This is a genomic window from Sphingomonas sp. PWP1-2 (genome assembly GCF_049898305.1).
Lineage (GTDB): Bacteria > Pseudomonadota > Alphaproteobacteria > Sphingomonadales > Sphingomonadaceae > Sphingomonas > Sphingomonas glacialis.
This window is the reverse complement of record NZ_JAFCXM010000006.1, coordinates 1-13,653: the sequence shown is the minus strand read 5'-3', so window position 1 is coordinate 13,653 and position 13,653 is coordinate 1. Positions and strand designations below refer to the sequence as shown.

General features: G+C 66.9%; 12 protein-coding genes. 6 read left to right on the top strand and 6 right to left on the bottom strand.

Features of this window, described 5'->3' with window-relative positions; genetic code table 11:
- Positions 1-4 precede the first annotated feature (4 nt).
- Genes ACP7C5_RS15130 through ACP7C5_RS15115 form a run of 4 tightly spaced genes read left to right on the top strand, consistent with a single transcriptional unit; the run spans position 5 to position 4,704 of the window.
- Complete coding sequence (locus ACP7C5_RS15130) at positions 5-1,063, top strand: sugar phosphate isomerase/epimerase family protein (protein WP_426264862.1); 1,059 nt, start codon at positions 5-7, stop codon at positions 1,061-1,063.
- Entirely contained in the window at positions 1,060-1,680 is a 621-nt protein-coding gene (locus tag ACP7C5_RS15125) for a gluconate 2-dehydrogenase subunit 3 family protein (RefSeq protein ID WP_426264861.1), read from the top strand. Before ACP7C5_RS15130 ends, ACP7C5_RS15125 begins: the two co-directional genes overlap by 4 nt.
- Positions 1,680-3,365 (top strand): FAD-dependent oxidoreductase, encoded by a 1,686-nt coding sequence (locus tag ACP7C5_RS15120; protein ID WP_426265043.1) that lies wholly within the window; start codon positions 1,680-1,682, stop codon positions 3,363-3,365. The genes ACP7C5_RS15125 and ACP7C5_RS15120 overlap by 1 nt, the downstream gene beginning before the upstream one ends.
- Before the next feature lie 28 nt (positions 3,366-3,393).
- Entirely contained in the window at positions 3,394-4,704 is a 1,311-nt protein-coding gene (locus ACP7C5_RS15115; protein ID WP_426264860.1) for a glycoside hydrolase family 1 protein, read from the top strand.
- A 13-nt stretch (positions 4,705-4,717) separates the two neighbouring features.
- Here the strand turns inward: ACP7C5_RS15115 and ACP7C5_RS15110 are convergent, their stop codons facing one another.
- Entirely contained in the window at positions 4,718-5,299 is a 582-nt protein-coding gene (locus ACP7C5_RS15110; protein WP_426264859.1) for a TetR/AcrR family transcriptional regulator, read from the bottom strand.
- Positions 5,300-5,399: 100 nt separating this feature from the next.
- Between ACP7C5_RS15110 and ACP7C5_RS15105 the strand changes: the two genes are divergently transcribed.
- Positions 5,400-6,422 carry a Rieske 2Fe-2S domain-containing protein gene (locus ACP7C5_RS15105; RefSeq protein ID WP_426264858.1) on the top strand — a complete coding sequence of 341 codons (1,023 nt, stop codon included), beginning with the start codon at positions 5,400-5,402 and terminating at the stop codon, positions 6,420-6,422.
- Between the two features lie 35 nt (positions 6,423-6,457).
- On the opposite strand, the gene ACP7C5_RS15100 is transcribed toward ACP7C5_RS15105, so the two are convergent.
- The 4 genes from ACP7C5_RS15100 to ACP7C5_RS15085 are packed head-to-tail and all read right to left on the bottom strand — an operon-like array spanning position 6,458 to position 10,677.
- Positions 6,458-8,050 carry a family 43 glycosylhydrolase gene (locus ACP7C5_RS15100; RefSeq protein ID WP_426264857.1) on the bottom strand — a complete coding sequence of 531 codons (1,593 nt, stop codon included), beginning with the start codon at positions 8,048-8,050 and terminating at the stop codon, positions 6,458-6,460.
- Complete coding sequence (locus tag ACP7C5_RS15095; protein ID WP_426264856.1) at positions 8,047-8,430, bottom strand: C-glycoside deglycosidase beta subunit domain-containing protein; 384 nt, start codon at positions 8,428-8,430, stop codon at positions 8,047-8,049. The genes ACP7C5_RS15100 and ACP7C5_RS15095 overlap by 4 nt, the downstream gene beginning before the upstream one ends.
- Positions 8,431-8,443: 13 nt before the next feature.
- Positions 8,444-9,448 (bottom strand): sugar phosphate isomerase/epimerase family protein, encoded by a 1,005-nt coding sequence (locus ACP7C5_RS15090; protein WP_426264855.1) that lies wholly within the window; start codon positions 9,446-9,448, stop codon positions 8,444-8,446.
- Positions 9,448-10,677 (bottom strand): MFS transporter, encoded by a 1,230-nt coding sequence (locus ACP7C5_RS15085; RefSeq protein WP_426264854.1) that lies wholly within the window; start codon positions 10,675-10,677, stop codon positions 9,448-9,450. The genes ACP7C5_RS15090 and ACP7C5_RS15085 overlap by 1 nt, the downstream gene beginning before the upstream one ends.
- A gap of 84 nt (positions 10,678-10,761) precedes the next feature.
- Between ACP7C5_RS15085 and ACP7C5_RS15080 the strand changes: the two genes are divergently transcribed.
- Positions 10,762-12,219: an MFS transporter gene (locus tag ACP7C5_RS15080; protein WP_426264853.1), complete on the top strand. Its 1,458-nt coding sequence runs from the start codon at positions 10,762-10,764 to the stop codon at positions 12,217-12,219.
- Here the strand turns inward: ACP7C5_RS15080 and ACP7C5_RS15075 are convergent.
- Positions 12,216-13,175 (bottom strand): helix-turn-helix domain-containing protein, encoded by a 960-nt coding sequence (locus tag ACP7C5_RS15075; protein ID WP_426264852.1) that lies wholly within the window; start codon positions 13,173-13,175, stop codon positions 12,216-12,218. The two genes, ACP7C5_RS15080 and ACP7C5_RS15075, sit on opposite strands and share 4 nt — an antisense overlap.
- Positions 13,176-13,653: the final 478 nt, after the last annotated feature.

Here is a 13,653-nt window from a genome sequence, read left to right as displayed (position 1 = left end):
CCCCATGCGCACGATCAAAGGCCCCGGCATCTTCCTCGCGCAGTTCGCCGGCGACGCGGCACCGTTCGACAGCCTCGAGCACATCGCCGATTGGGCGGCAGGGCTCGGCTACAAAGGCGTCCAGATCCCGAGCTGGGATGCGCGGCTGTTCGACCTCGCCCGCGCCGCCGAGAGCAAGACCTATTGCGATGACATCGCCGGGATGCTCGCCGAGAAGGGACTCGCGGTTACCGAACTGTCGACGCACCTCCAAGGGCAGCTGGTCGCGGTTCACCCCGCCTACGACGCGCAGTTCGACGCCTTCGCCGTCGAAGCGGTCCGCGGGAATCCGACGGCACGGCAGGCCTGGGCCGTCGAGCAACTCAAGCTTGCCGCACGCGCCAGCGCGCATCTCGGGCTGGCGGCGCATGCGACCTTCTCGGGCGCGCTCGCCTGGCCCTATCTCTATCCCTGGCCGCAACGCCCCGCCGGGCTGGTCGAGGACGCCTTTGCCGAGCTCGGTCGGCGCTGGCGCCCGATCCTCGACGCGTTCGAGGATGTCGGGGTCGACCTCGCCTTCGAGATCCATCCCGGCGAGGATCTCCACGACGGCGTGACGTTCGAGCGCTTCCTCGCCGAAGTCGGCGATCACCCGCGCGCGAACATCCTCTACGATCCGAGCCATTTCCTGCTGCAACAGCTCGACTATCTCGCGTTCCTCGACATCTATCACGACCGCGTGAAGTGCTTCCACGTCAAGGACGCCGAGTTCCGCCCGTCGGGGCGCTCGGGGGTCTATGGCGGCTATCAGGGCTGGGTCGACCGGCCCGGCCGGTTCCGCTCGCTCGGCGAAGGACAGATCGATTTCGCCAGCATCTTCTCGAAGATGGCGCAATATGACTTCGCCGGCTGGGCGGTGCTCGAATGGGAGTGCGCGCTGAAACATCCCGAGGCGGGTGCCGCCGAAGGCGCGCCGTTCATCGCGCGCCACATCATCCCGGTGACCGACCACGCCTTCGACGATTTCGCCGCCAGCGGCAGCGACCGCGCGCTCAATGCGCGGCTGATGGGACTTGACGCATGACCGACTTCGACCGCCGCGAGATGATCGGTGCGGGCGCGCTCGCGCTCGGTGTAATTGCGATGCCGATCGCGGTGCTGCGCGCGATGCGCGCGCCGACCGACGACGAACCGAGCGACCGGCAAAAGCTGATCGCGCAGCAGGTCGCGCAAATCCTGATCCCGCCCACCGATACGCCCGGCGGCGCCGATGTCGGCGCCGACGCCTTTCTGCTGCTCGCGCTCGCCGCGGGCCTTGACGGGACGCGCACGCCCGACGGCGGCGCCGCGATCCAAGGCGCGACCGCGCGGTATCGCCGTCCCGATGGGTCGCTCGATCACCTGACCTGGCTCGAGGAAGAACTCGACCGCAAGGCGCATGGCGATTTCCTCGCCGCCCCGCTCGCGCGCCAGCAGGCCGCGCTCGACACGATCGACAGTGCCGCCTTCGCCAACCACCAGTCGACCGGCCCGTGGCCCAAGATCAAGGGGCTGCTGCTGACCGGCTATTACACCTCGCAGCCCGGCGGCGCGAAGGAACTCACTTATGAATTGGTGCCGGGTCGCTTCGACCCCGATCTGCCGCTGCGTCCCGGCATGCACGCGTTTTCGAGCGACTGGACCGCGGTGGAGTTTGGATGATGACGGTGGATTTCGACGCGATCGTGGTGGGCTCGGGCATCACCGGCGGGTTTGCCGCCAAGGAACTGACCGAAAAGGGCCTCAAGGTCCTGATGATCGAGCGCGGGCCCAAGATCGAGCATGGTACGGGCTACAAGACCGAGACGCTCGCGCCGTGGGACCTGCCGTTCCGCGGGCTGGGCGATGCCGAAGAATATGCCTCGGTCTATCCGGTCCAGTCGAAGAACCGCCACTTCACCGAATTCACGCAGGACCATTTCTGTCGCGACGATGAGAACCCGTATACCACGCCCGCCGGCGGCGAATTCACCTGGTTCCGCTCGTACAATCTCGGCGGCCGCTCGCTGACCTGGGGGCGGCAATGCTATCGCTGGTCGGATTACGATTTCGGCGCCAACAAGCGTGACGGAAACGGCACCGACTGGCCGATCCGCTATGCCGAGCTCGCGCCCTGGTATGACCGGGTCGAGGATTTCGTCGGCGTGTCCGGCGCGGCCGAGGGAATGCCGCAGCTCCCCGACGGGCATTTCCAGCCGCCGATGCCGCTCAACGTGGTCGAGCAGCATGTTCGCGAGGGGATCAGCGCGCGCTGGCCCGGACGGCGGCTGACGATCGGCCGCACCGCCAATCTGACACAAGCCAAGGACGGCCGCAGCGCGTGCCAGTATCGCAGCATTTGCGCGCGGGGCTGCTCCTACGGCGCGTACTTCTCGACGCAGAGCGCCTCTTTACCGGCGGCGATGAAGACCGGATTGCTCACCGTCGTCACCGATAGCGTCGTCGAGGGCGTCGACTACGATCCGATCACGCGCCGCGCGACCGGCGTGCGCTTCCTCGACACCGCCAAGAAGGAACGCCACCGCGCCACCGCGCGGCTCGTCTTCCTCAATGCCGGCGCGTTCAACACCAACCACATCCTGCTGCGCTCGCACTCGGAGGCGATGCCCAACGGCCTCGCCAACTCGAGCGGCGTGCTCGGCACGCACATCATGGACCACGCGACGACGCTGTCGGCGATCGCGATCATGCCGGGGTTCGAGCAGCACACCACCTTCGGCAACCGCCCGACCGGGATCGTCATTCCGCGCTTCCGCAACCTCGAAACGCTCGACGGCAACGGCTTCACACGCGGCTATTCGTTCCAGGGCGGCGCGCTGCAGAGCACCTGGACGCAAGGCAAGCGCCAGGCCGGGATTGGCCACGGCTTCAAGACGCATCTGCGCACGCCGGGCGACTGGAAGATGATCCTCGTCACCTTCGCCGAATCGATGCCACGCGCGAGCAACCGGCTGACGCTCGATCCGGCAAAGATCGACGCGAACGGTGCGCCCGCGCTCAACATCGCTTTCGCGCACGGCAAGGAGGAGCATGCCGCGCTCGCCGACGCCAAGGCCGAGGCGGCGGCGATGCTCGGTGCGGTCGGCGGCCAGGTGGTGATGGGGATGGACCAGCCTGGACCCGGCGGCTCCGCGATCCACGAAATGGGTGGTGCGCGCATGGGGCTCGATCCGACCACTTCGGTGCTCGACAAATGGAGCCGCGCGCATGACGTCGCCAATCTGTTCGTCACCGATGGCGCGCAGATGAGTTCGTCGGCATCGCAGAACCCGTCGCTGACCTATCTCGCGCTCACCGCGCGCGCCTGCGATGCGGCCGTGTCGATGCTGCGCGCTGGCACGCTGTAATGCGCCTGACCTTTTCCGGAGAGAGAGCATGATCGACCGTCGTACCCTGCTGGCGGCGACAGCCGCGTCGCTCGCCGCCCCGGCGTTCGGCCGACCAGCCAACCCCAGCTTCCCGAAGGGCTTCCTGTGGGGCGCGTCCACCGCGGCGTATCAGGTCGAGGGCAACAACATCAACAGCGACCTCTGGCCGCTCGAGCATGCGAAGCCGACTGCGTTCGCCGAGCCGTCGGGCGATGCCGCCAACAGCTTCGAATTGTGGCCTACCGATCTCGATCTGGTCCGCGCGATGGGGCTCAACGCCTATCGCTTCAGCTTGGAATGGGCGCGGATCGAGCCGGCGCGCGGGCAATTCTCGCAAGCGATGCTCGATCATTATGCCGCGATGATCGAGGGGTGCCGCACGCGCGGGCTGACGCCGTTCGTCACCTTCAACCATTTCACCACCCCGCGCTGGTTTGCCGAAGCCGGCGGCTGGACCAACCCGGAAGGCCCGGCGCTGTTCGCGCGCTTCTGCGACCGCGCGGCGCGGCACCTCGCGCACGGCATCGGCTATGCGACCACGCTCAACGAGCCCAACCTCAACGGGCTGCTGAGCGAGCTGCTCCCCACCGGTGTCGGCGAACGGCTGATGGAAACCGACAAGGCGATGGCCGCCGCCGCGGCGCGTGGGAGCGGCGTCCCGCTCTATTCCGCGGGCAGTGCGCTCTACGTCGCCGATCCGCAGCTCACGCAGAAGCACCTGCTGGCGGCGCACCGGCTCGGGCGCGCGGCGATCAAGGCGGTGCGGCCCGATCTGCCGGTCGGCGTCAGCCTTGCCATCATCGACGATCAGCCGGTCGGCAAGAACAGCGTGCGCGACGCCAAGCGCGCGCGCTTCTACGCCGCGTGGCTCGACGCGGCGCGCGCCGACGATTTCGTCGGGGTCCAGAACTACACGCGGACGCTGTGGGATTCCTCGGGCAAGCTGCCCGTGCCACGCGGAGCGCCGGTCAACGCTGCGGGCGAGGAAATCTACCCCGCCTCGCTCGCCAATGCGGTGCGCTATGCGCATTCCGTCAGCGGCGTGCCGGTGATCGTCACCGAACACGGCATCAACGCGACCGATGACCGGTTGCGCGTAGCGCTGATCCCCGCGGCGCTCGCCGAGCTCAAGAAGGCGATCGACGAGGGCGTGCCGGTGAAGGGCTATATGCACTGGTCGCTGATCGACAATTTCGAATGGGTGTTCGGCTACACGCCCAAGTTCGGGCTGCACAGCCTCGACCGCGTGACCTTCCGCCGCACCGCCAAGCCGAGCGCCGCCGTGCTCGGCGCGATCGCACGGCGCAACGCGGTGTGAGATCCGCGCGCCGCTAGCGCGGCGCGCGGCCCTGCAGGAACAGCGCAACGCTCGCTGCCGCATGGTCAGCGAGCGCCGCTCCCGCGAGACGCTCGGCGCCGTACAGCGCGCGGCTGACCGCCCCCGCGATCGCGAGGTCGAACAATCGCTGCGCATCGGCGGCGGGATCGTCGCACACGAGACGGCCATCGCGCGTCCATCGCGCGAGATGCTCCGCGAGTTGCCGCTGGAGCGGCGCGCCCGCCGTCGCATGGAAGACGCCGCTCAGCGTCGGCAGCTTATGCCCCTCGGCAATGCCGAGCCTGCCGAGAAACAGAGCATCCTCCGCGAGAATCCAGCTCAACACCTGCGTGACGAACGTCGTCAGCCAGGCGCGGGGATCATCCTCCTGCCCGACAACGCCGCTAACCCGCGCCTGCCCGCGCGCGGTGATGCGGCGGATCACCGCTTCGAGCAGCGCCTGCTTGGTCGGAAAGTAGCGGAACAGCGTCGCCTTCGACCCACCGAACGCAACCACCATCCGATTGGTGCTCGCCGCTTCATACCCCGACGCCATGAACTCGGCCTCGGCTGCATCGAGAATGCGAGCCGTCACCGTCTCCGGATCTCGGCTCACAGGGGGTTTGCGCACGCCACCGGACCCGCTACAAGAACCATCTGGTTTCTTTATAATCATGACTGGGAAAGGAATGCCGATGGAACCGTATGTACGCAACCTGTGGTATGTCGCCGCGTGGGAGGACGAGGTGCCCGAGGGCGGCATGCTGCCCCGTACGCTGCTCGACGAGCCGCGCCTGATCTATCGACTCGCCGACGGTAGCTACGCGGCGCTTGCCGATCGGTGTCCGCATCGCTTCGCCCCGCTGAGCCGTGGCAAACGCGCTGGCGACCGGATCGTTTGCGGCTATCACGGCCTCGAATTCGGCGCCGACGGGGGCTGCGTGCGCAACCCCTTTTCCGACCTGATCCCGCCCAACACGCAGGTCTCGTCCTGGCCGACCGAAGCGCGCTGGGGCGCGGTCTGGGTCTGGCCCGGCGACGCGGCCGCGGCGGATCCCGCGCTGATCCCCGATTTCTCGTTCATCGACGCCGGCCCGCCGATCGTCCGCGGCCGCACGCACATGCGCGCGAATTACGAGTTCATCACCGACAATCTGATGGACCTCAGCCATGCCGAGTTCCTCCATATCGAGACCTTCGCGACCAACGGCGCGCTGTTCAACGGCGAGCATAGCGCGACGCAGGACGACAGCGGCGCGATCTGGTCGAACTGGCGGATGCCCGACACCCCGCCGCCGCCCTTCGCCACCGCGCTCGTCCCCGATGGCGGCCGCGTCGACCAATGGCTCGAGATGCGCTGGCATGCGCCCGCGTCGATGGCGCTGTTCATCGGCGTCGCGCATGCCGGCAGCGAACGGCAGGCGATGGTGGTCCCGGCGATGGCCAATCCGCATATCATCACGCCCGAAACGACGACGAGCTCGCATTACTTCTTTACCCGCGAGCCGGGGGACGCATCCGAAGCGATGGCCAAGCAGGTGTTCGACGCGGAAGATGGCCCGATGCTCGAGGCGATCCAGCACGCCATGCTCGGCCGCGAATTCTGGGCCGAGCGCCCGGTCATCCTGTCGGTCGACGCCGCGGCGATCCGCGCGCGACGCCGCCTGATGCAGCTGCGTCGCTCCGAGATGCCGTCCCCGGTCGAGGTAGCCGCCTGATCAGCGCCTGACCGGAACGCTCCCGCGCGTTCCGGTCAGGCGATCGCGCGATATCGAAAATCGCGGAAATGAACCCTGCCCGCCCCGCTCGCGAAGAGCGCCGGGCGAAGCTGCGCGAGATCGTCGATCGTGTTGGCGTTGTAGCCCGAGACTTCGCTGCGCACGCCGTGGCGCGTCCAGCTCTTGCCGTCGACGCTGTAATAGAAGGTCACGATCTGCTGGTCGTTGACGATCCGCATGAACAGGCGCCGCACCGCGGGTGCCGGCTCGGGCCAATAGCTCGGCTTGCCGCCCCGATACGTGATCATGCGCTTTCCATCGATCCCCATGCCGAGGAACAGCCGGTCGTTGAAGAACAGCAGCAGCCCGCCCTGCGCGTCGCCACCGAGTTCGCACTCGACCGTGATTTCATAGGCATGGTCGCCGACGATCTGCGTCAGCGGTGCGCAATCGTTCGGGCCGGTGCCCTTGCCGGCGATCGTCAGCGTATTGCGCTCGATCCGCGCTCGCGAAAGCTCGCCCGGCCCCCCGCCGTAGAAGCTCCAGCGCGTTCCGAAGGCGGGCTTGGAGAAATCGTCCGAGCCCGCAATGCCGTGCGGCCCCGCCACGCCACCGGGCCGCGGCAGCGGTTGCGAGAGATCGCCGCCTGTCGCGCGGAACCAGCCATCGTCACCCCACACGATCGGCTCGAGCAAGGTCTGCCGCCCGAGCGAGCGATAGCCGTTTTCATAGCCGTGATAGACCATGTACCAGCGCCCCCCCGGCCCCTCGACGCAGGTCGCATGGCCGCGCGACCACCAGCGTTCGGCCTCGCTGCGCGTCCGCACGATCGGGTTGTGCGGGCAATTCTCCCACGGCCCGGCGAGCGTCCGCGCGCGCGCGGCGATCACCATGTGCCCCGTCGCCGGGCCACCCGTCCCGCCGACCGCGCTGACCAGATAATGCCAGCCCCCGCGCCGGAACAGCTTTGGTCCCTCGAGCGAATAGGCTTCGGTGATCCAGTCATCGGGATAGTGCCAGCCATCATAGACCTTCTCGACCTTGCCGACGGTCGACAGCCCATCGGGCGCAAGCCGGACGCGGTTGACTCCCGACAGGAAGAGATAGCGCTGGCCGTCGTCATCGACCGCATGGCCGGGGTCGATCAGGTCGCCGATGCCGAGATCGATCGGATCGCTCCACGGCCCGTGCATCGACGGCGCATGGATGACGTAGATGTTGGCGAAACTCGGCAATGCCCCCGACCACGACGCCTTCATGAACGGGATGTAGATGAAGTACCGCCCGTCATGCTTGACGATGTCGACCGCGAAGACCGTGCCGAGCGGCTTGGCGAGCGCCGGGCCGACCGGCGTCCAGTTCACCAGATCGCGCGAATGCCAGATCAGCAGCCCGGGCGACGCATCGAACGACGAATGCGTCATCCAATAGTCGCCGCCGTCCTTGAGGATCGACGGGTCGGGCCGATCCCCCGCCAGGATCGGATTGAGATAGCGCCCATCGCCGAGATCGGGCGCGCGCTGCCCCTCGACCCCGCGCCGAGCGGCAGGCGGCAGCGCTGCCACCGCCGGTAGCGCCGCGCCGCCCGCCAGCGCGAGCGCCAGCACATCGCGGCGCGACGCGCTCACGCCGCGACTTCCAGCGTCTTGGCGTCGCTGTTCATCGCAGGGAACGGCAGATACGAGACCCTCAGCTTCTCGCTCAACGTCAGGCTGTGCGCGCCTGGTGCCAGCGGCTCGGACGCGATCACGCTGATGGTCGCGACCGCGCCGAAGTTCCACTGGCGGTCATAGGTGGTTTCCATCTCGTCGAGCGTCAGCGGCGCGCCACCACCGGTCTCGTCGAAGCGGATCGCCTCGCGGGCCACTGGTTGGTCGTCGATCGTCACGACCAGATCCTCGACCATCGAAAGCCCGAGCCCCCGATAATAGCCGAGCCGCGCGTCGAACGCGAAGCCGTCCGCCGTCGCGCGCAGGCTGTCATCCACGATCAGATATTTGTCGAACATGCGGGCAATCCCTTCAGGAAGCGGTCGTGGTCGCGCCGATCAGGCGCTCGAACATCGTGTGCTGGCGGCGGACCTGCTCGCGGCTGTCGACCGGCTCGACGTCCTGGATCCAGCGATTGCCTTCATATTCGCTCGAGAGATAGCCGTTCCACCCGGCTGCCGCGAGCACCGGGATGACCTCGTCATACGAGATCGACGGGTCGGTCGCCTCAGGCGTCATCTCGTAGAACTTCGCCTGGATGTGCCGAAAGTAGGGCGCATATTCGGCGAGCCGCTTGGGGTTGGCATAGGGCGCGTGGCGCAGCGTCTCGGCCATCGCGACCTCGGCCTTGTTGCCGCCCATCTTCACCGCGACCTCATAGATCGTATATTCGGCCATGATCTTGGCTTCGTGGCTGTCGACGATGAACTGCGCGATCTCGGGCCGCGCGCCTTGCCGTTCGAAGCGTGCGCGGAACACCGGCGGGTAATGCTTCATGAAGATGCCCATGTCGGGCAGGATACCGAGATGCTTCGTCCCGAGCCGGTCGGCGGTGTCGACCGTGCGCAGGATCCAGGCATGTTCGAGGTGCCACGGCGCATGGACCTCGACCCCCATATGGACATCGAGCGCCTCGGCATAGGGCACGCACTTTTCGAGGATCTCGGGCCGCACGAACACGAGGATCCGCATCGATCGGATGCCGAGCCGGTGGCACAGTTCGAGGTCGCGGCGGATCGAGGCGACCTGCTCCTCATCGGTCATCGGGCGATCCTTGCGGATCTTGGTGTCGAGGAACATGTCGTAGCAGCTGAGCTCGCAGCCATGCTTGGCGACGGTGTCCTTCCACCAGGCGACTTCGGCATCGCTGACATTGGGGAAGCTCGGCATGTTCTGTTCGGGCAGCACTTCGATCCCGGTCGCGCCGATCGAGGCCGCGAACGCGATCGCATCCTCGACGGTCATCTGGCGCAGGAACAGCTCTTCCTGGAAACTGTAGAGGCTGACGCCCCGCTTGATCGTGGACGGCATCGGCATCAAACCTCGACTGGATGGGAAACGGGGGCGCGCAGCGCCATGCCGACGCTGACCAGCGCGCAGAGCACGCCGAGCACGCCGGCGGTGAGGAAGGCGGACTGCATCGTGACGACCGCGCCGCGCACGACGCTGACGAGCAGCGGACTGGCGAACTGGCCGAAGAAGAAGCACGCGGTCCAGACGCCCATGCCGCGACCGCGATGTTCGAACGGCAGCTTGGTCTGCGCCCAGGCGATCAGCGTCGGGATCGTCATGCCGGCGCCGGTCTGCTGGATCACCAGTCCGGCGATCATCCACTTCCAATCGGGCGCCAGCCCGATCATCGCGAGCCCGACCCCGAGCAGCCCGAAGCACGACGCCAATTGCAGTTGCGCGCGCGCGCGGCCCATCAGCCAGAACAGGCCCGCGCCGACGACGACGAACAGGCTCGGCAGCGCGGTCAGCTCACCGAGCTTCGCCGAGGACTGGATCCCGACCTCGCGGAACGCCATCCCGCCATTCACGATGAAGACGTAATACAAAACGGCGGCGGCAAGCGTCACCGCGCCGATCTGCAGCACCGAAGACCAGGGAAACGGCGTACGCGCGACCCGATCCTGGTCGATCCCTAGCATCTTGCGCGCGGTCGCATCGCTTGCCGGTTCGTACAGATACACCACCATCGCCGCGAAGATCGGGAGAGCGACGAGATAGATCAGGAACACGCCATTCCAGCGCACTGCAGTGAGCATCCCGGCGCAATAGATCATGCCCGCGGCGAGCAACGGTCCGACCGTCCCCTGCAGTGCCAGCCAGTGACGCCGCCCGCGATCGTCCCAATAATCGCCGATCAGCGTATTGAGCGTCGTCAGGATCGCCGCTTCTGTGACCCCGAGCAGGATGCGCGAGCCATAGATCGCGTTGAGGTTGTCGAGAAAGAACGGAATGACGCCGATCAGGGCGTAGAAAAACGTTGAAAACAGCAGCAGCCGCCGCCGCCCGAAGCGATCGACCAGAATGCCGGCAAACGGCGCGATCGCCGCGATCGCGAGACCGGGCGCCGACACCATCGCCGGCACTTTCCAGCCCGCCTCCGGGTCACCCGCAAAATGATCGATGATCGACGGGACCGCTGGGAATAGCGAGACGATCGCCAGGATCGGCAGGAATCCTGCGGCGATGACGGTCGAACCTTGCCCAAGACCGGGTCGTCGCCCGGCGTTCGACGCAATACGTGCAGTGGCTTCCACGATTCGCCTCTCCTACGCGCCGGGCTCATGCCGACATCAAATTAGAACTATTGTTCTGAAACCAGTATCGATATGCTGCTGTGCATGTCAAGCGAGACGATCCCACCACATCCGCCGTCCCCACTGCTTTCGGAGGTCGGAGTCGCGCAGCTGCTCGGCTATCGTCGACGGCTTGCCTTCACGACCGTCATCCTCGCGCTCGTGCTCGAGATTGTCGACACGACGATCGTCAATACCGCCCTCCCCGCGATCCAGCGAGGCTTGGGCGCGAGCGAGAGCGCGACGCAATGGGTCGTCACCGGCTATTTCCTGATGTTCGCGATCCTGCTCGTCGCCGGCGGGCGGCTGGGCGATCTTTATGGGTACCGGCGGCTGTTCCTCGTCGGCGTCGGCGGCTTCACGCTTGCCTCGCTCGCGTGCGGATTGGCGCCCGATGCGACGACGCTGATCGCGGCCCGCTTCGCGCAGGGCGCCGCCGCGGCGATCATGGCGCCGCAGATGATCGCGCTCGTCCAGCTGATGTATTCGCCGCTCGAGCGCGTCGCGCGGCTGGCGGTATTCGGGCTGGTCGGCGGGCTCGCGGCAATCGGCGGGCCGATCCTTGGCGGTCTGCTGATCGCCGCCAATCCCGCTGGGCTCGGCTGGCGCGTCGTATTCCTGATCAACTTGCCGATCGGGCTGGTGGCGCTGGTGGCGGGGTGGTGGCTGCTGCCGCGCGGGCGCTCGCCGCACGCGCTTCGGCTCGATCCGATCGGGACGCTTCTGCTCGGCGCCGCGCTGATCGCGTTGCTGATCCCGGCGATCGAAGGTCGCGCGCTGGGCTGGCCGTGGTGGAGCCTCGCGCTGCCGGTCGCGAGCGTCATCCTGGCGATCGCCTTCTGGCGCCATTCGGTGCGCCGGACGGCACGCGTCGGATCGGCGCTGATCGCGCCCGAACTGTTCGCCGCACCCACCTTCCGCCTCGGCCTGTCGATGACGCTGCTGTTCGCGACCGCGACCAACGGCTTCCTGCTGGTGCTGAGCATGGTGCTGCAGCGTGGCCTCGGCATGAGCCCGCTCGACACCGCCTTGCTCCACTTACCCTTCGGACTGGGCGTGATGGCGGGGATCGCGCTGATCGGACCGCGCGTCCTGCCGCGGGTCGGCACAGGGCTGCTGATCTTCGGGGCGCTGACGATGGCGCTTGGCCTGGCGGGAACCGCCGCAGCGGTGGCGTTCGCGCCGATCCCGGAGTTGATCGCCGCGACGCTCGCGCTGAGCGGTATCGGCATGGGCTGCATCACCGGGCCGCTCGGGCCGGTCACGCTGGCGCGGGTCGATCGCGGGCATGCCGGGGTCGCCGGCGGGATGCACAATGGCGCGCAGCAGATCGGCGGTGCGCTCGGCGCAGCAGTGATCGGCTCGCTGTTCTTCGCGATCCTCGATCACGGCGGCGCGCAGCGTGCCTTCGGTGGGGCCGTCGCGCTCGACATCGTGTTGCTCGCCGCGGTGGCGCTGCTCGCCCGTTTTCTCCCCGGCGCGATCTTCCTGCCCGAAGGCTAATCGGCGGCGGCCTCGACCCGCAATTGGTCGCGCCGCCAGCGCAGGCCCGGATCGGCGTCGCGCGCACGGTGATGCTGGATCACCTCGGCCATTTCGGGAAAAAACAAAGGGCACGGGTACCAGCACGATCGGCAAGCACGTCCGCATTGAGCAGGCCAGCCGTCATGCATCAATGCGATGCGCCGCGTGCCGACCACCATCCACAGGACTGCGGCGAAGCTCGGCACCGTCACGCCGATCTGCCGGACCTTGCCGATCTCCTCGAGCTGCCGGTCCGCGAACGCCGCCGGAACATTGGTGCCAAGCAGCACCGCGACATTGTCGAGCGCGAGAAAATCGGCCTTTTTGATCCGCCGCTCGGCCAGCGCCGGTTTGTCCGCACACCCCGCGACGACTTGCCGCTCGGCAAACAACAATGCGACCGGATGACGCGGCAAGGCGAACTTCTGCGCCGTGACGAACAGGCCGATCCGTCCCTCGTCGAGCCGCGACCGCGTCCGTTTCTCGATCAGTTCGAGCACGATGCGGATCCCCGGCCCGATGTGCTTCAGCCGCTGGACTGGCAGATTACAAACCCACGTGCTCGGGCCGCGCACGTCCGCGTCGCACCGTCCGCGGCGAAAATCATCGAGCACCGGATGCACGTACACCCGCCCTCGATCATCCTCATGGAGATCTGGGTCGTCGGAGTGCCATGCGAACCAGCGCGAGTGCCGGCTCTGGCCGCGCTCGATGTGCGACAGTTGAGAAGCGGAGGCACCGGCGGCAACGGCGGCGACCGCAATCGACAAGCTGAATTCACGACGCCGGTGTCGCAGGTTTGCGCCGAGGTCTAATTCTCTGTCGGCGTGAGGTATGTCGGCTGACAGGAGCGTCGCAATAGTCACATGCCCCCGGACCGCGACGTCGGCAGTTTTCAGGTCAAGCGCCGTCAGTAGCCTGTTGAGCGTTTCCATGCGGGGCACGGCACGACAACGCTCGATCCGCAACTGTGTGATCCGACTTATCCCTACCGCCTCGGCCAGCGCTTCCGGCTGGTGACCAAGGTCCCGCGCTGCGTCGCCATGACGTGCGGGGCGCAGGATGGCGCCAAGGTCGCCCTGAGGCAGGGGCGGCAAATGGAGTCCACAATCAACGGCAACAAGAAACGCCGAATCTGCGTCCTTAACGCTCTCAGCTATATCGGCGAGCTATAGAGACCGGCGCTAAGCGCACGGGGGGTTTCTCTTGCGTGAATGCAGCCTTGAATCCCCAAAATATCCCAAGAAATTCGACATCACGGGTCAAAAAGGCACCGAATAGCGCGCAGCAAGCAGCGACGAATTGGCGACAAGCCACGGAAAGCAGGTACAAAAAAACCGCCTCGGAATATCCTGAGACGGTTTGGTATGTCGGTGTGTGGTTGCGGGGACAGGATTTGAACCTGTGACCTTC